This is a genomic window from Klebsiella sp. 4_1_44FAA (assembly GCF_000238715.1).
Taxonomy (GTDB): domain Bacteria; phylum Pseudomonadota; class Gammaproteobacteria; order Enterobacterales; family Enterobacteriaceae; genus Klebsiella; species Klebsiella pneumoniae.
Genome location: NZ_JH414803.1, coordinates 291,062 through 307,554, shown reverse-complemented (window position 1 = coordinate 307,554; position 16,493 = coordinate 291,062). Strand labels below are relative to the sequence as shown.

Sequence of the window (16,493 nt, the reverse complement as noted above, 5' to 3'; positions counted from 1 at the left end):
GATAGTTATTATGGAGTTAAAGAGCCGTTAACTTTTTTACAGGCATAAAAAACCCCTTAATACTTTCGTATTAAGGGGTCTGGTCGTGCGGTCAAAATCAGTTACTGCCGAACATATCCTTGATCCAGCCCGCGACGCCGTCGCTCTTTTCCTGCTGCTTCGGCGGCTGTTGCTGCTGTTGCTGCTGCGGCGGCTGCTGCTGCCCGGACTGATTAAACGGATTTTTCGCTTCCTGTTGCTGCAACTGCTGCTGTTGCATCATTTCGCCCTGACGGCACAGCGCATCCGGTTGCGTGGTCCAGACCGGCAGCGAACGCATACCTCCGCTGCAGACGAAGTTGCCGTTGCTGTCCACGCCCATATCAACCACGTCTTCCGGCACCGTCAGCACCAGCGGCGTTGGCGTCTGGTTCGCCAGATAGCGCTGGTAAATCGACATCGCGCCGCTGGCGCCGTACAGTTTGGTCGGCTGGTTATTGTCGCGCCCCACCCAGGTGATGGTCACCTGACTACCGTCGATGCCGGCGAACCAGGTATCGACGTTATTGTTGGTGGTCCCGGTTTTCCCCGCCAGATGCAGGCCCGGATACTTCGCCCCCAGCTGACGCCCCGTACCGCGCTGCACCACCTGCTGCATAGTCCACAGCGTCATGTAGGCCGCCTGGGCAGGCACCGCGCGCTCCGCCTGCGGATAGCTCTGGTAGAGCACAGTGCCATCTTCGGCAATCACTGACCGCAGCGCGGAAAGCGGCGCACGGTTCCCACCGCTGGCGATGGTCTGGAAGGCCTGGGCCACTTCAATCGGCGTCAGGTTCAGCGCGCCAAGCAGCATCGACGGCACCGCGTTGAGCTGATTCTTCGGCGCCCCCAGTTTAGTCCAGGTATCGACTACCGCCGGCAAGCCCAGCGCCATCCCGAGGTTAACCGTCGGGACGTTCATCGAGCGAGTCAGGGCATCCACCAGCATCACCTGACCGCTGAAACGACGATCGTCGTTCTGCGGGGACCACGTCTGACCGTTGGAAAGGCGAATCGTCACCGGCGCATCGGCGATCCAGGTATTCAGGCGATACTGATTCGGCTGGCTCAGCGCGGTCAGGTAGGTCGCCGGCTTGGCCAGAGAACCAATCGATCGGCGGGCCTGCATCGCGCGGTTATAACCGGCGAACTGCGGCTCCGCGCCGCCGACCATCGCCCGCACTTCGCCGGTGAAGCGGTCAACCACCACCATGGCGGTTTCCAGGTCCGCCAGCTTACGCTGTTTCTTCAGAACCGGGATCCCTTCGGAGGCCGCTTTTTCCGCCGCATCCTGCGCCACCGAGTCGAAAGTGGTGAAGATCTTCACGCCGGAGAGATCTTTCACTTTATCGCCCAGCTTCGCCTGCAGTTCCTGACGAACCATCTGCATAAACGCCGGCTGCGGTGAAATCACCCCGCCGCGCGGCTGCACGCCCAGCGGACGGGCGCTGAGCATGTCGTACAGCTCCTGGTCGATAACCTGCTGCTGCTGCAGCAGACGCAGCACCAGATTGCGTCGTTCAAGGGCCAGTTTCGGGTTACGCCACGGGTTATAGACCGACGCCCCTTTCACCATCCCCACCAGCAGCGCCTGCTGGTCGAGGCTCAGCTCTTCCACCGGACGGCCGAAGTAATACAGGCTGGCCAGCGGGAAGCCGCGAATTTCGTTATCGCCGCTCTGGCCGAGGTACACCTCGTTCATATACAGCTCAAGGATGCGATCCTTGCTGTAGCGGGCGTCGACGATCAGCGCCATATACGCTTCGTTGGCTTTACGCCAGTAGGAGCGTTCGCTGGAGAGGAACAGGTTTTTCACCAGCTGTTGGGTCAGGGTACTCGCCCCCTGCACCGTTCGGCCTGCCGTCAGGTTCGCCAGCACCGCGCGGCCGATGGAGTAGAGACTGATCCCATCGTGCTCATAGAAGTGGCGGTCTTCGGTCGCCAGCAGGGTATCCACCAGCAGATCGGGGAAGCCGCTGCGCTTCACGAACAGGCGCTGCTCGCCGTTCGGCGACTGCAGCATGGTGATAAGACGCGGATCGAGGCGGAAGAAACCGAACTGGCGGTTATTATCCATATTCTCGATGGTCTCAAGATGGTCGCCGTCGAAGGTAAGACGCGCGCGCACCTGCCCTTCCTTACTGTCCGGGAAATCGAACGGACGACGGATCATCTCGATGCTGTTAGCCTGCACGGTATATTCGCCGGGGCGCGTCATCGCGCTGACCTGGCGATACTGCGTGGCGTTGAGCAGACGCACCATCTCGTTTTTGCTGATCTGCATGTCCGGCTCAAGGTTGACCATCCGGCCATAGACCGCGGCCGGCAGCTCCCAGACTTTACCGTCAATGCGGCTGCGGATTTTCTGGTCGAGGTAGACGCCATAGGCGGCAATCAGCACCGCGAAGACAATCCCCAGCTTGACCAGCAGCCACAGCCAGCTGCGCTTCCGACGAGGCTTGCCACCTTTGCCTTTGGCTTTTCTCGGCACCGGTTTCTCATCCTCATAATCATCGTCATCATACTCGTCGTCGTAGTCCTCTTCCCGGACCCGGCGACGGGTGACTTTCTGTTTAGTCGGACGTGAGGGTCTTCCCTTACGTCCGATAGGCTCGCGGTCATCTCCCGCCATGCTTTTTCTCCGCAACGTTCAGGCGCAAAGGCCTGATTCTCAATACTTCCCCTGTTCAGAGGAAGAAGAAATCTCTCAAATTAACGTCCAGGCTGCTTATCCTTCGGACGACAACCTGCTGGCAGGCAGGACGCGCCGCCAGCCTTTCAGAGGGTTGGTTTGCTTCATGTTACATGATACTAACAATAAAAATTCACCATAAAATCATTGTGTTAAACGCATCATCGGCAGAATAAGTCAGAACATAGCACGTAATGTTCAGGGCATACAGGATAGCACTAAAATGCGACATTCTTAACCAGCATTTTACCTCCTGCGCACGTAACAAGATGGGAAAGAGTATGTTTTTTAATAACATAAAAAACGGCGCGCTTCCTGCCGGTCAACGCAGTGGCATCATCCGCGGATGAAAATATATTTTCCCAGCGCCAACGTTTATTATTGATAAAAGTAAAGTCGATTTAGCGCCTTTCCGTTGATAAAAATGAGAGCCTGTTAACATTTATGCAGAATAATATTTTATGATGACACCAGGTAAATATTTGTTAAACTAGCGGCCAGTGATTCATTATTTTGATTACTCTATGATGCGTATTCCGCTTATATTTCCGCTTTGCATGGTAGCCCTTCTCTCTGGCTGCCAACAAAAACCCGCCTCAACGCTCAGCCCGGCTATCAGCAGCCAGGCGCAGCTCGAGCAGCTCTCGTCCGTGGCGGCCGGGACGCGCTATCTCAAGAATAAATGTAATCGTAGCGATCTCCCCGCTGATGAAACGATATATCGGGCAGCGGTGAATGTCGGTAAAGCGCGCGGATGGGGAAATATTGACGTGGCGACGTTAAGCCCAAATAGCGACCGGCTTTACCAACAGCTATTACAGGACAGTACCCCGGAAGCCACACAGTGCAGTCAATTTAATCGTCAGCTCGCGCCATTTATTGCCAGCTTGCGCAGCGACTAAGCGAAATATCCTCAGCGCGCCGGTTATTGTGCGCGCTTTTATTCCTCTTTCGGCTCCTCGTCAATTTTTCCGCCCGGCCAGTCCTCCAGCGCCGCGAGGGTAAAGGTCGTGCCGTTGAAGCTGAAGATCGTCACATCCTGCTGGATCTGCTCCACCACCAGGTTCGGCAGGGGTGAATCGCCCTCCGTCCACGCTTTGCCGTTTAACACAATGCTGCGCTTTTCCGGTCGCGAGGCGTAGACATGGGCGCTGTAGCGCAGAGGCGGCAGCGTATCGCTGTCCACTTCCGGCGCCGCGGGCGCGCTGGCTTTTGCCGCCGGCGGCGGCGTCTTTGGCGCGGCCTCTCCGGCAGCGGTTAACGGCAGAAGCGCCGCATGCGCCACCGGCAAGGGCAGCGTTTGCGGCGGTGCCGGGTGACGCCACTGCTCGCCGCCAAACCAGCCGAGCGCGATAAATAATCCGGCGTACAGCGGGATAATCCAGCCGGGGATCTGCACCATCCGACCGCGGCTCACCGGCGCATCATCCAGCGAGGACGGCGGCTGATGCGCCACCAGAGGCGGGATGCCTCTTTCACTGTCATCACGAACAATCATAACCGTCTCCTGTTCCCTCACGATAACGAGAAGGCGCCCTTACGGATGCCCCAGACTGCTGACAAAGTGCAATCTTCAGGAAGTGCCCGGCGGCGCTACGCTTGCGCGGGCCTACAGATAACTGCATAACTGTTTGAAATTGCAATCTTTCGTAGGCCGGGTAAGGCGAAAGCCGCCACCCGACAGAAAGGCGAGCACAATAACGAAACAGGTTTGTCATCAGCCAGAGGCGCCCTTACGGGCGCCCTACGTTATGTTATTTACTGCTCACCGGCAGGCCAGCGCCCTGCGACTCGCCCTGCGGCAACTCGAGAACGGCAACCGACCAGGCCGGCAGCGTGACCGAACCGTCAGCGGCAACCTGCACGCCGCTCGCCAGCGACCGGTCGCCCGCCGCCTGCTGAATAGCGCTCAGCTGGAGCGATGTGCCGGCGAAGTCCTGCAGCGTCCGGCTTTCCGGCGCGGCGTTGATCGCCACCACGATGCCGTCGACACGGCTGTCCAGACTGGCGCCAGCCTGCATCCCGTCATCGATGGTCATCACCAGCAGACCCGTCTGCTGATCGGCGCCAGTATTGCGGAAGTCCACGCGCTTCATCACCGTCGCGCCGTCGCCGAGGGTAAACAGCGGAGACGATTTACGCAGCGCGGTCAGCTCCTGATAAAACGCGGTCATCTGCTTGAGCTCCGTTTCACCCGGAGTAGCCACCGCGTCTTTCACCCGGGCGATAATGTCATAATTGCTGCCATCATCGCTGCTGCGCGGCATACCGACGTTGTAGTTGTTGTCCTGCAGGGAGTAGTCCACGCGGTTAAACCAGTCGCCGGAATCATACGAATCGCGGGTAAAGGATTTAGAGCGCAGCAGCTCCGAGCCCTGCTGGTCAAAGGCGATCCCCTGGCCGAGCATCACCGTCGCCAGCGACACCGCCTGCATCCGGACGCGGGTATCGAGATCCGCCTCCTGAGCGGCTTTATAGCTGATCATGTCCCACAGCGTCTGGTTATCGTGTTTTGACACATAGTTCACGACTTCCGTCGGATCAGCCGCATAGCCGCCTGGCGCGCCGTTATAATCAATCTCGCTGCCTCTCTTCACCGCGCCGTCTTTGTCGATCAGCACAAAGTCCGCAAGGTTACCGGCCATGCCGAGACGGGTCAGATCGGCGAGGTGACGCGCCTGATCGTCGGTCAGGGTGGTCAGCTCATTCGGCAGAACGCCGGCCCCGCTGCCCACGCCCTGGTTCTGGCGTAATGCGTCACCGGAGTCGAACGGCCCGCCGCCGCGCACGGCGTCGCGCAGACGATCGGAGAACGTGCCGATCCCGGTGCCTTTGAGATTGATTTGCGAGGCAATTTCAAAGCGATCGCTCTGGTTGGAATCCCAGCCTTCGCCAAAGAAGTAGATATCCGGGTTCAGCGCTTTAATGCGTTCCCAGGCCGAGAGGATCTGCGCTTTCGGGTGGTAGCCCATCAGGTCGAAGCGGAAGCCATCGATCTTATAATCGGTGGTCCATACCGCCAGTGAATCGGCGATAAGCTTGGCGAACATCCGGTGCTCTGGCGCCGAGTCGGAGCAACAGGTAGCCGATTCCACGCTGCCGGTGGTTTCGTTCAGACGCTGGTAGTACCAGGGGACGATCTTATCCAGTACCGAGGTGCGATCGGTCGGGCCGGCGGCGTTGGTGTGGTTGTACACCACGTCCATAATGACGTTCATTCCCAGATCCTGCTTGATCGCCTGAATCATGGTGCGGAACTCTTTAATACGCGCCGTGCCTTCCGGATCGGTGGCGTAGGATCCTTCCGGTACCGTGTAGTGGAACGGATCGTAGCCCCAGTTATAGGAGTCGGTCTGCGCCACCAGCGTATTCAACGCCTGCACCTGCGGGTTATCCTTGCTGTCGTTCTGCTTCAGCTGGGTCAGCACCTCTTCGACCGTCGAACCGCTGTCGCAATAGCCCGCGAACTCGCTGCTCTTCACCGCGCTATTGACCTCGCACAGGCGGCTGAACGGCTGCTGAATATCGGCGACCTTGTCGTTGAACTCATTGACCGTCGCCAGATCGAAGACCGGCAGCAGCTCAATATGGGTCACGCCCGAGGCCGACAGCTGTTTCAGATGCTGGACCATATTGCTTTCCTGGGCGGTGAGCGCCAGATACTTACCGCGCAGCTCCGCAGGCACGGTTTGATCCCAGGCGGAGAGATCGCGAATATGCGATTCGTGAATCGTCATTTTCGCCAGATCGGCTTTGGTTTTCTGCGCGTGCGGCATCGTCAGCCCGTCCCAGCCTTCCGGCTTCAGCGCGCTGTCGTTGAGATCGACCACCTGGCTGTACTCCGAGTTGGTCGACAAACTGTGGGCGTAGGGATCGGTCACTTCGTACTGCTCGACTTTACGCGACTGCGGGTGGTAGACCGTCATCGCGTAGCGGTAGAAGGCGCCCTTCAGGTCGCTTCCCCCCTGCCAGGACCAGGCGCCGGAGGCGCTGTCGCGGGTCATCGGGTGACTGGCTATCACTTTCTTGTCCGCGCTATAGATCACTAGCTCGACCTGCTGCGCCGTGGGCGCCCAGACGCGGAAGGTCACGCCGCTATCGGTTAGCTGGGCGCCATAGCTCAGCGCCTCGGCGGCGGCGGCATAGGTATCGTCCAGCACGCCGGCGGTCTGCACCTGGGTGGCTGAGCTCAGGATCCCATCGCTTTCCGCGGCTATCGCCACCGTCTCGCCCTGCAGCAATTCATCGACGTTAACATCATCCGGCAGTTTAAAGGCTGGATAGCTGGCGAGATGCGGGAAGCGCATGCTTACCTGCTGGCTGACGGTGGTGGGGGTCAGCTTGACATATTTATCGCTAAATTCGCCGTTACTGTCGGCGGCCACCTTACTGCTGTGGCTGTAATAGAGGCGCACAATGGGTTTATTTTCCCCACCCGGCCACAGCAGAGTAGTCTTATCGACCCAGTGCGCATCGGCCAGCGCCACGCCAAAGGCGGCGCGGAAGGCGTCGGCGCGGGAGTCATAGACCGCGCTGTTGCCGGCGATGACCGATACCGTCCGATCGGTGAAATCACTGAAAGAGACGCGCAGGTCGCTGTCGATAAGCTTATTGGTGCCATCGCGGACGATAACGTTGATGCATCCGCTCTCTTTAGTCAGCGGGATCACCCAGTAAGGGCCATATTTGTCGCTGCCGGTCGGCGTGGTGCTGACATCATTCCAGTCCGCCACCGGCGCGCTCAGCGCGTCACAGGTTTCGTTGTTCCATAAATAGAGGTTTTTCGTCGCATAGTCGGCCGGCGTGCTGCTGGTGATGCCGGCGATATCGACGAGATGAATGACAGCCTGCCTGGCGGAAGCCTGCACCGCTTCGCCTGGGACGGCAACGTCCGGTAAGCGGACGACGACATCCTGCGGGTCGGGCGTGCCGGGAGTGCCTGGGTTGCCAGGATTGCCTGGTGAACCCGGTGAGCCAGAGGTAGAAGAGGAAGAGCTGTTATCACAGCCACTCAATAATACTAACGATCCAAGAAATAGGGCATGACAGGTATATCTGAGCATTCGATAGTCCCTAATATGCTTATTAAATTATAAAAGGTAAGAAAGGATGAATATCTTTACAGCGCGCTAATTAGATATTTTTGCTTTCCCAGGCGCAATCATCCCCCACAAATGAGCGGGGGGCGTAGGAAGCCGGGGGAGTAAATCAATAAAGGGAATGACGACCCGAAACCGCAAACTGATTATGATTCGCCACGCTTATCGCCACTCTCCGGCAATAAATAATTCAAAAGCCAATAATCACCTACCTGTTTCGGTAGGGTATTACGCCAACGTGCAGAAAAATAAATTAGCAAAGGAATTAAAATGCCAGTTTCTGTGATGAGGTTAACAAATATAAATAAAGGGATAATTAAATTATTACCACAAATTGTGACGCTCATCATATTAATAACCGCTATCCCACAGCTGGCGAAATTAACCTGGCGCGTGGTATTCCCTGTGAGTCCTGAGGATATTTCCGCCCTACCGTTAACCATGCCTCCGCCGGCAGATCCGGAATTAAAAAATGTGCGGCCCGCATTTACCCTGTTTGGCCTGGCGGTGAAAATTAGCCCCACGCCAACGGATGCTGCCAGTCTCAATCAGGTGCCGGTTTCCAGCCTGAAGCTACGCCTGGCCGGGCTACTCGCCAGCAGCAACCCGGCGCGCTCCATCGCTATTATCGAAAAGGGAAATCAGCAGGTTAGCCTTAGCACGGGCGATCCTCTCCCAGGGTATGATGCGCGGATCGCCGCCATTCTGCCTGACCGGATCATCGTCAACTATCAGGGGCGCAAAGAGGCCATTTTATTATTTAACGACAGTCGCGCGCCGTCGCCGCCGCCCACCGCCGCGGGCAACCCGCCCCTCGTGAAGCGACTCCGCGAACAGTCGCAAAATATCCTCACTTATTTATCTATTTCGCCGGTACTCAGCGGCGACAAACTGCTGGGTTATCGGCTGAACCCAGGCAAAGACGCCTCGCTGTTTCGCCAGTCCGGCCTGCAGGCAAATGATTTGGCGATTGCCTTAAACGGCATCGATTTACGCGACCAGGAGCAAGCGCAACAGGCGCTGCAAAATCTGGCCGACATGACCGAAATAACGCTAACCGTTGAGCGGGAAGGCCAACGACACGATATTGCTTTCGCGCTGGGGGATGAATAATTGCCAACCATGAAACGCCTGCGAAAAATGCTGCCTGCGCTGCTGATATTAACCCCGCTGCTATTTTCTCCGGCCGCCGCGGAGGAATTTTCCGCCAGTTTTAAAGGCACCGATATCCAGGAATTTATCAATACCGTCAGCAAAAACCTGAATAAAACGGTGATTATCGATCCCAGCGTACGCGGCACTATCACCGTGCGCAGTTACGATATGCTCAATGAAGAACAATATTATCAATTCTTCCTCAGCGTGCTGGATGTATATGGCTTCGCCGTGATCAATATGAATAACGGCGTGCTAAAAGTGGTCCGCGCCAAAGACGCCAAGACCTCGGCCGTGCCGGTCGCCAGCGCGGCCGCACCGGGCGAAGGCGATGAAGTGGTCACCCGGGTGGTGCCCCTGACCAACGTCGCCGCCCGCGATCTCGCCCCGCTGCTCCGCCAGCTGAACGATAACGCTGGCGCCGGCAGCGTGGTCCATTATGAGCCCTCCAACGTACTGCTGATGACCGGCCGCGCGGCGGTTATCAAACGCCTGCTGACCATTGTCGAGCGCGTCGACAACGCCGGGGATCGCAGCGTGGTGACCGTGCCCCTCTCCTGGGCCTCCGCCGCGGAAGTGGTCAAACTGGTTACCGAGCTTAATAAAGATACCAGCAAGTCGGCGCTGCCGGGCTCGATGGTGGCGAACGTGGTGGCCGATGAGCGCACCAACGCGGTACTGGTGAGCGGCGAACCAAACTCGCGCCAGCGCATCATCGCCATGATCAAACAGCTCGACCGCCAGCAGGCGGTACAGGGTAACACCAAAGTGATCTACCTGAAGTACGCCAAAGCCGCCGATCTGGTGGAGGTTCTGACCGGGATCAGCAGCTCGCTGCAGAGCGACAAGCAAAGCGCCAGGCCAGTGGCCGCGATCGACAAAAATATTATTATCAAAGCCCACGGCCAGACCAACGCCCTGATCGTCACCGCGGCGCCGGACGTGATGAACGATCTTGAGCGGGTGATCGCCCAGCTCGATATCCGCCGCCCGCAGGTGCTGGTGGAGGCGATTATTGCCGAAGTGCAGGATGCCGATGGCCTTAATCTCGGTATCCAGTGGGCAAACAAGAACGCCGGCATGACGCAGTTCACCAACAGCGGTTTGCCGATATCGACGGCTATCGCCGGCGCCAACCAGTACAACAAAGACGGTACCATCAGCAGCTCGCTGGCCAGCGCCCTCGGCTCGTTTAATGGTATCGCCGCCGGCTTCTATCAGGGGAACTGGGCGATGCTGCTCACCGCCCTCTCCAGCAGTACCAAGAACGATATTCTGGCCACCCCCAGCATCGTCACCCTCGATAACATGCAAGCCACCTTTAACGTCGGCCAGGAAGTTCCGGTATTAACCGGCTCGCAAACCACCTCCGGCGACAACATCTTCAATACCGTCGAGCGCAAAACCGTCGGCATTAAACTGAAGGTGAAGCCGCAGATTAACGAAGGCGATGCGGTGCTGCTGGAGATTGAGCAGGAGGTATCGAGCGTTGCCGACTCGGCCTCCAGCACCAGCAGCGATCTCGGGGCGACCTTCAATACCCGGACGGTGAATAACGCCGTGCTGGTCGGCAGCGGCGAAACGGTGGTGGTTGGCGGGCTGCTGGATAAAACCGTCACCGATACCGCTGACAAAGTGCCGCTGCTCGGGGATATCCCGGTGATCGGCGCCCTGTTCCGCTCCGACAGCAAGAAAGTGTCGAAACGCAACCTGATGCTGTTTATCCGCCCGACCATCATTCGCGATCGCGATGAGTACCGCCAGGCTTCTTCCGGCCAGTACACCGCATTCAACAATGCGCAAACTAAACAGCGGGGTAAAGAAAGCAGCGAAGCGTCGCTCAGCAACGACCTGCTGCATATCTATCCGCAGCAGGAGACCCAGGCTTTCCGCCAGGTCAGCGCCGCCATTGACGCCTTCAATCTCGGAGGCCGCCCATGACGCCAGCCGCCGAACGCCGTCCGCTGTTGCCCTTCGCCTGGGCCCGCGCGCACCATCTTGTGCTGCTCAGCGACGGTGAACGCTGCGAAGCGCTGTGCCGCCCCGATACCGCCGCCCGGGCGCTGCTGGAAGCGCGCCGCCTGGCGGACGGGCCGATGCGCGTCAGCCGTCTGGCGCCGGACGCGTTCGAGAAAGTGCTGGTGCTCAGCTATCAGCGTGATTCGGCGGAGGCGCACCGCATGATGGCCGACATCGGCAACGAGCTCGACCTCTATACCCTCGCCGAAGAGCTGCCGGACACCGACGATCTGCTCGACAGCGAGGACGACGCGCCGATCATCCGCCTGATCAACGCCATGCTCACCGAGGCCATCAAAGAGAAAGCCTCGGATATTCATATCGAAACCTACGAGCGCCATCTGCAGATCCGCTTTCGCGTCGACGGCGTGCTGCGGGAAATTCTGCGCCCGCAGCGGCGGCTGGCCGCCCTGTTAATTTCGCGCATCAAGGTGATGGCCAGTCTGGACATTGCCGAAAAGCGGGTCCCTCAGGATGGCCGCATGGCGCTGCGCATCGGCGGGCGAGCAATCGACGTGCGCGTCTCCACCCTGCCCTCCAGCCACGGCGAACGCGTCGTCCTGCGTCTGCTGGACAAAAACAGCGTCAACCTGGATCTGCTGACGCTGGGCATGCCGCCCGCCCTACTCGATCGGGTCGATGCGCTGATCGCCCGCCCGCACGGCATCATCCTGGTCACCGGTCCGACCGGCTCCGGGAAAAGCACGACGCTCTACGCCGCCCTCAGCCGCCTCGACGCCCGGGAGCGCAACATCATGACCATTGAAGATCCGGTGGAGTATGAGCTGGAGGGCATAGGCCAGACCCAGGTCAACGCCAAAGTCGAGATGACCTTCGCCCGCGGCCTGCGCGCCATCCTGCGCCAGGATCCGGACGTAGTGCTGGTGGGCGAAATCCGCGATGGCGAAACCGCCCAGATCGCCGTTCAGGCCTCGCTGACCGGGCACCTGGTGCTGTCGACCCTGCACACCAACAGCGCGCTGGGCGCCATTTCCCGTCTACAGGATATGGGCGTGGAGCCTTTTTTACTCTCCACCTCGCTGCTGGCGGTGATGTCGCAGCGGCTGGTGCGCCAACTGTGCCCGCACTGCCGTCAGCCCTGGCAGGCGGATGCCAACACCGCCCGGCAGATGGCGGTCCCGGTCGGCGCGCGGCTGTGGCAGCCCAAAGGCTGTCCGGAGTGTAATTTCATCGGCTATCGCGGGCGTACCGGGATCCATGAACTGCTGCTAATCGACGATCGCGTGCGCGCCGCCATCCACCGCGGCGAGAACGAGATCACCCTGATCCAGCAGCTGGGGCCAGCCTGGCAAACCCTGCGTCATGCCGGACGCGACAAAGCGCTGGCGGGGATCACCAGCTGGGAGGAGGTGATGCGGGTCACCGAACAGCAAACGACGGAAAGCGTCTAAGATGGCCCTGTTTCGCTATCAGGCGCTGGACGCGCAGGGCAAAACCCGCCGCGGCCTTCAGCAGGCCGACTCCGCCCGCCACGCCCGCCAGCTGCTGCGGGACAAGGGCTGGCTGGCGCTGGAAGTGACAACTGCCGACCCGGCGCGGCGACTGTGGGCCGGCGGATCCCTTACCCGGCGTACCAGCGCCGGTGATTTAGCCCTGCTCACCCGCCAGCTGGCGACTCTGGTTGCCGCCGGGATCCCGCTGGAAAAGGCGCTCGATGCCGTCGCCCAGCAGTGCGAAAAGCCGTCGCTAAGAACGTTAATGGCCGGGGTGCGCAGCAAAGTGCTCGAAGGCCACTCGCTGGCGGAGGCGATGCGCGGCTATCCCGCCTGCTTCGACGGGCTGTTCTGCGCCATGGTGGCGGCCGGCGAAACCTCCGGCCATCTCGACGGCGTACTGAACCGGCTTGCTGACTATACCGAGCAGCGCCAGCAGCTCCGCGCCCGCCTGCTGCAGGCGATGATCTACCCCATCGTACTGACGCTGGTCGCTATCAGCGTGATCGCCATTCTGCTCTCCACCGTAGTCCCGAAAGTCGTTGAGCAGTTTGTCCATCTTAAACAGGCCCTGCCCTTCTCTACCCGGCTGCTAATGAGCCTGAGCGACATCGTGCGCAGCGCGGGCCCCTGGCTGGCGCTGCTGTCGTTACTGGCGCTGCTGGCGCTGCGCTATCTGCTGCGCCAGCCCGCCCGGCGGCTCGCCTGGGACCGGGCGCTGCTGCGCCTGCCGGTCATCGGCCGCGTGGCCCGCAGCGTCAACAGCGCGCGCTACGCCCGCACCTTAAGCATTCTCAATGCCAGCGCGGTGCCGCTGCTGCTGTCGATGCGCATCAGCGCCGACGTCCTCAGCAACGCCTGGGCGCGCAGCCAGCTGGCGGCGGCCAGCGAATCGGTACGCGAAGGCGTCAGTCTGCATCGGGCGCTGGAATCCACCGCCCTGTTTCCGCCGATGATGCGCTACATGATCGCCAGCGGCGAACAGAGCGGAGAACTGACCGCCATGCTGGAGCGCGCGGCGGAGAACCAGGACCGGGAGCTGAGCGCGCAGATCCAGATGGCCCTCAGCCTGTTTGAGCCTCTGCTGGTGGTCACCATGGCCGGCATGGTGCTGTTTATCGTGCTGGCCATCCTGCAGCCGATCCTGCAACTGAACACACTTATGAGTATGTAACTGTATTAATGGAGAAAACTATGCAACGGCAACGCGGTTTCACGTTACTGGAAATTATGGTGGTGATCGTCATTCTCGGCATTCTCGCCAGCCTGGTGGTGCCTAACCTGATGGGCAACAAGGAGAAAGCGGACCGCCAGAAGGTGGTCAGCGATCTGGTGGCGCTCGAGGGAGCGCTGGACATGTATAAACTCGACAATAGCCGCTACCCCAACACCGAACAAGGACTGCAGGCGCTGGTGACCGCTCCGGCCGCCGAGCCGCATGCCCGCAACTACCCGGAAGGCGGCTATATCCGCCGTCTGCCGCAGGACCCGTGGGGGAATGAGTATCAGCTGTTAAGCCCGGGTCAGCATGGCGCCATCGACGTCTTCAGCGTCGGCCCGGACGGGATGCCCGACACCAATGACGATATCGGCAACTGGACCCTCGGGAAGAAATAGTGTCTCAGCGCGGTTTCACCCTCCTGGAGATGATGCTGGTCCTGCTGCTGATCGGCGTCAGCGCCAGCATGGTGCTGCTGGCGTTTCCCTCCGCCCGCACCCAGGAGGCCACACAGATCCTGGCGCGCTTTCAGGCGCAACTGGATTTTGTCCGCGAGCGCGGGCAGCAAACCGGTCAGCTCTTCGGCATTATCATCCACCCTGAGCGCTGGCAGTTTATGCGCCTGCAGCCTGCCGACGATAGCGCCCCGGCGGCGGCTGACGACCGGTGGGGCAACGCGCAGTGGCTGCCGCTGCAGGCCGGACGCGTCACCACGGCGGAAACCCTCCCGCGGGCCAGGCTGACGCTGCGCTTTCCCGACGGCCAGGCGTGGACGCCGGGCGAGCAGCCCGACGTGCTTATTTTTCCCGGCGGTGAAGTCACGCCGTTTCAGCTGCGGATTGACGCCGCGACGGGCATCAACGTCGACGCCCAGGGCGACAGCCAGCCGCTGGCTGCGCGGGAGCAGCCATGAAGCGTGAAGCCGGAATGACGCTTATCGAAGTGATGGTCGCGCTGGTGATTTTCGCCCTCGCTGGCCTGGCGGTGATGCAGTCCACCCTGCAGCAGACGCGCCAGCTCGGGCGTATGGAAGAGAAAATCCTCGCCAGCTGGCTGGCGGATAACCAGCTGGTGCAGCTGCGGCTGGAGAAACGCTGGCCTGCCCTCAGCTGGTCTGAAACCACCGTGGAGGCCGCCGGGACGCGCTGGTTCGTTCGCTGGCAGGGAGTGGAAACCGCGCTGCCGCAGCTGCGGGCGCTGGACGTGGAGGTCCGGCGGCAAAAAAGCGATCCCGCGCCGCTGGCCACCCTGCGCACCTGGGTGACGCCGCCATGATAACGAAAATGCGCGGTTTCACTCTGATCGAAACGCTGCTGGCGCTGGCTATCCTCGCCGTCCTCAGCGCCGCCGCCGTGATGGTGCTGCAGAACGTCATCCGCGCCGATGGCCTGACCCGCGAGAAAAGCCTGCAGATCGCGGCCCTCCAGCGCGCCTTTCGCCAGATAGCCGACGATGTCACCCACATCATTCCCCGTCGCGCCAGAAACAGCGACACGTTTTTCTTCGCCGGACGTTTCCAGTTGCAGAGCGACGACTGGGGACTGGCCTTCAGCCGCAGCGGCTGGCCAAACCCGCTGGGGATCCTCCCGCGCTCGGAGATCCAGAACGTCAGCTACCGTCTGCGCCAGCAGCAGTTTGAACGTCTGAGCTTCGATCAGCAGGATCCGCTGACCGGCAGCCAGCCGACGGTCCGGGTGCTGCTGCGCGAGGTCACGGCGTTTCGCCTGCGGTTTTACGCCGACAGGCGCTGGCAGGAAACCTGGGACCGCCCGCAGACGCTGCCGCAGGGGCTGGAGATCACCCTGACGCTGGCGAACAGCGGGGAGATAACCCGCCTGTTTTTACTCACCCCGGGAGGCGGCCAGTGATAAATCGGCAACGCGGCGTCGCGCTCCTGATGGTGCTTTTCATCCTCGCCCTGATGATGATCCTCGCCAGCGCCATGACCGAGCGCACCGCGGTCATGTATCAGCATACCGCCGTGACCCTCGATAATTTGCAGGCCAGATGGTACGCCCTGGCGGCGGAAAACATGGCCGCCGCGCTGCTGCAACGCGATGCGCTGGACTCGCCCAGTCAAACGAACCTGGCGCAAACCTGGGCGCAGGAGGGGCGCCGCTTTACCCTCGACGATGGCGAAATCCGCGCCACGATCCGCGACGGGCACGCCTGCTTCAACCTCAATGCCATCAACCATCGCGCGGATGAGGCAGGCGACGGAACGCCCTACCCGACCGACGTCTTCGTTCGGCTGCTGGCGCTGCTCGGCGAGCCGCCGCTGCGCGCCAGCCAGATCGCCGCCGCCCTTGGCGACTGGACGGACAGCGACGGCCAGCCGCGGCTGAACGGGGCGGAGGACGAGGTCTATATGGCGCAAACCCCGGGCTATCTCGCCGCCAACCAGCCGATGCAGGATGTCAGCGAGTTGCGCCTGCTGGCCGGGATGGACGCCGCGCTCTATCAGCGCCTGCTCCCCTTCGTCTGCGTCCAGCCGGATGACGCGCTGCAGGTCAATGTCAACACCCTGCGCCCCTCCCAGGCCGCCCTGCTGGTGGCCCTCTTTCCCGGCGATCTGACGCTGCAAGAGGCGCAACAGCTGCTGCACAACCGCCCGCGAACCGGGTGGAGCAGCGTCGCCGCCTTTCTCGCGCAGCCGACGCTGCAGAAAACCGATACCACGCTTGCCCGTCCCTGGCTGACGGTGCACAGCGCACGCTTTATCGCCGCTTTTACCGTGGTGACTGGCAATCTCCGCTTTCAGCTGCACAGCGTCCTGCAACAGGAGGGGCGCACGTTTACCGTCGTCCAGCGGCGATATGGACTCTCTATGGTGGTCG

The 16,493-nt window shown here is 60.6% G+C and carries 14 protein-coding genes and 1 pseudogene; 12 read left to right on the top strand and 3 right to left on the bottom strand.

What is annotated here, in order from left to right; translation table 11 throughout:
* Positions 1 to 97 precede the first annotated feature (97 nt).
* A complete protein-coding gene (gene mrcB / locus HMPREF1024_RS06935; protein WP_004213431.1) occupies positions 98 to 2,650 on the bottom strand; it encodes a bifunctional glycosyl transferase/transpeptidase in 2,553 nt (850 codons plus the stop codon).
* Between the two features lie 390 nt (positions 2,651 to 3,040).
* Here mrcB and HMPREF1024_RS31820 point away from each other — a divergent pair.
* Both HMPREF1024_RS31820 and gspS read left to right on the top strand, forming a co-directional pair.
* Positions 3,041 to 3,112 (top strand): annotated as a pseudogene (locus HMPREF1024_RS31820) (hypothetical protein); the annotation flags it as partial.
* A 125-nt stretch (positions 3,113 to 3,237) separates the two neighbouring features.
* Positions 3,238 to 3,612 carry a type II secretion system pilot lipoprotein GspS gene (gene gspS / locus HMPREF1024_RS0127160; RefSeq protein WP_032409075.1) on the top strand — a complete coding sequence of 125 codons (375 nt, stop codon included), beginning with the start codon at positions 3,238 to 3,240 and terminating at the stop codon, positions 3,610 to 3,612.
* A 38-nt stretch (positions 3,613 to 3,650) separates the two neighbouring features.
* Here gspS and gspB read toward each other — a convergent pair whose 3' ends face one another.
* The gene (gspB, locus tag HMPREF1024_RS06940) at positions 3,651 to 4,208 is read right to left on the bottom strand and encodes a type II secretion system assembly factor GspB (protein WP_004183054.1); all 558 of its coding nucleotides are present in this window, start codon (positions 4,206 to 4,208) and stop codon (positions 3,651 to 3,653) included.
* 256 nt (positions 4,209 to 4,464) lie between these two features.
* Positions 4,465 to 7,773 carry a pullulanase-type alpha-1,6-glucosidase gene (gene pulA / locus HMPREF1024_RS06945; protein WP_009309268.1) on the bottom strand — a complete coding sequence of 1,103 codons (3,309 nt, stop codon included), beginning with the start codon at positions 7,771 to 7,773 and terminating at the stop codon, positions 4,465 to 4,467.
* 184 nt (positions 7,774 to 7,957) lie between these two features.
* Between pulA and HMPREF1024_RS31410 the strand changes: the two genes are divergently transcribed.
* From HMPREF1024_RS31410 to gspK, 10 genes are all read left to right on the top strand, one after another.
* Positions 7,958 to 8,095, top strand: coding sequence for a hypothetical protein (locus HMPREF1024_RS31410; protein WP_004219434.1), 138 nt, complete (start codon positions 7,958 to 7,960; stop codon positions 8,093 to 8,095).
* Positions 8,080 to 8,922 (top strand): type II secretion system protein GspC, encoded by an 843-nt coding sequence (gspC, locus tag HMPREF1024_RS06950; protein ID WP_009309267.1) that lies wholly within the window; start codon positions 8,080 to 8,082, stop codon positions 8,920 to 8,922. The genes HMPREF1024_RS31410 and gspC overlap by 16 nt, the downstream gene beginning before the upstream one ends.
* Positions 8,923 to 8,931: 9 nt before the next feature.
* On the top strand, positions 8,932 to 10,905 hold the full coding sequence (pulD, locus tag HMPREF1024_RS06955) for a GspD family T2SS secretin variant PulD (RefSeq protein ID WP_004194880.1): 1,974 nt from the start codon (positions 8,932 to 8,934) through the stop codon (positions 10,903 to 10,905).
* On the top strand, positions 10,902 to 12,395 hold the full coding sequence (gspE, locus tag HMPREF1024_RS06960; RefSeq protein WP_004145888.1) for a type II secretion system ATPase GspE: 1,494 nt from the start codon (positions 10,902 to 10,904) through the stop codon (positions 12,393 to 12,395). The genes pulD and gspE overlap by 4 nt, the downstream gene beginning before the upstream one ends.
* A 1-nt stretch (position 12,396) precedes the next feature.
* Complete coding sequence (gene gspF / locus HMPREF1024_RS06965) at positions 12,397 to 13,611, top strand: type II secretion system inner membrane protein GspF (protein ID WP_004177382.1); 1,215 nt, start codon at positions 12,397 to 12,399, stop codon at positions 13,609 to 13,611.
* 20 nt (positions 13,612 to 13,631) lie between these two features.
* Positions 13,632 to 14,054, top strand: coding sequence for a type II secretion system major pseudopilin GspG (gene gspG, locus HMPREF1024_RS06970; protein ID WP_002889054.1), 423 nt, complete (start codon positions 13,632 to 13,634; stop codon positions 14,052 to 14,054).
* Positions 14,054 to 14,569 carry a type II secretion system minor pseudopilin GspH gene (gene gspH, locus HMPREF1024_RS06975; protein WP_004191951.1) on the top strand — a complete coding sequence of 172 codons (516 nt, stop codon included), beginning with the start codon at positions 14,054 to 14,056 and terminating at the stop codon, positions 14,567 to 14,569. The genes gspG and gspH overlap by 1 nt, the downstream gene beginning before the upstream one ends.
* Complete coding sequence (gspI, locus tag HMPREF1024_RS06980) at positions 14,566 to 14,931, top strand: type II secretion system minor pseudopilin GspI (protein ID WP_002889025.1); 366 nt, start codon at positions 14,566 to 14,568, stop codon at positions 14,929 to 14,931. The genes gspH and gspI overlap by 4 nt, the downstream gene beginning before the upstream one ends.
* Positions 14,928 to 15,524, top strand: coding sequence for a type II secretion system minor pseudopilin GspJ (gspJ, locus tag HMPREF1024_RS06985; protein ID WP_009309266.1), 597 nt, complete (start codon positions 14,928 to 14,930; stop codon positions 15,522 to 15,524). The genes gspI and gspJ overlap by 4 nt, the downstream gene beginning before the upstream one ends.
* The coding region (gene gspK, locus HMPREF1024_RS06990) for a type II secretion system minor pseudopilin GspK (RefSeq protein ID WP_009309265.1) at positions 15,521 to 16,493 on the top strand (973 nt) is incomplete at its 3' end. The genes gspJ and gspK, both read left to right, overlap by 4 nt.

Bases quoted from the DNA above. Each gene is read 5' to 3' on its own strand.
- mrcB (WP_004213431.1), bottom strand. From the start codon at position 2,650: ATGGCGGGAGATGACCGCGAGCCTATCGGACGTAAGGGAAGACCCTCA.
- gspS (WP_032409075.1), top strand. From the start codon at position 3,238: ATGCGTATTCCGCTTATATTTCCGCTTTGCATGGTAGCCCTTCTCTCT.
- gspB (WP_004183054.1), bottom strand. From the start codon at position 4,208: ATGATTGTTCGTGATGACAGTGAAAGAGGCATCCCGCCTCTGGTGGCG.
- pulA (WP_009309268.1), bottom strand. From the start codon at position 7,773: ATGCTCAGATATACCTGTCATGCCCTATTTCTTGGATCGTTAGTATTA.
- HMPREF1024_RS31410 (WP_004219434.1), top strand. From the start codon at position 7,958: ATGATTCGCCACGCTTATCGCCACTCTCCGGCAATAAATAATTCAAAA.
- gspC (WP_009309267.1), top strand. From the start codon at position 8,080: ATGCCAGTTTCTGTGATGAGGTTAACAAATATAAATAAAGGGATAATT.
- pulD (WP_004194880.1), top strand. From the start codon at position 8,932: ATGAAACGCCTGCGAAAAATGCTGCCTGCGCTGCTGATATTAACCCCG.
- gspE (WP_004145888.1), top strand. From the start codon at position 10,902: ATGACGCCAGCCGCCGAACGCCGTCCGCTGTTGCCCTTCGCCTGGGCC.
- gspF (WP_004177382.1), top strand. From the start codon at position 12,397: ATGGCCCTGTTTCGCTATCAGGCGCTGGACGCGCAGGGCAAAACCCGC.
- gspG (WP_002889054.1), top strand. From the start codon at position 13,632: ATGCAACGGCAACGCGGTTTCACGTTACTGGAAATTATGGTGGTGATC.
- gspI (WP_002889025.1), top strand. From the start codon at position 14,566: ATGAAGCGTGAAGCCGGAATGACGCTTATCGAAGTGATGGTCGCGCTG.
- gspJ (WP_009309266.1), top strand. From the start codon at position 14,928: ATGATAACGAAAATGCGCGGTTTCACTCTGATCGAAACGCTGCTGGCG.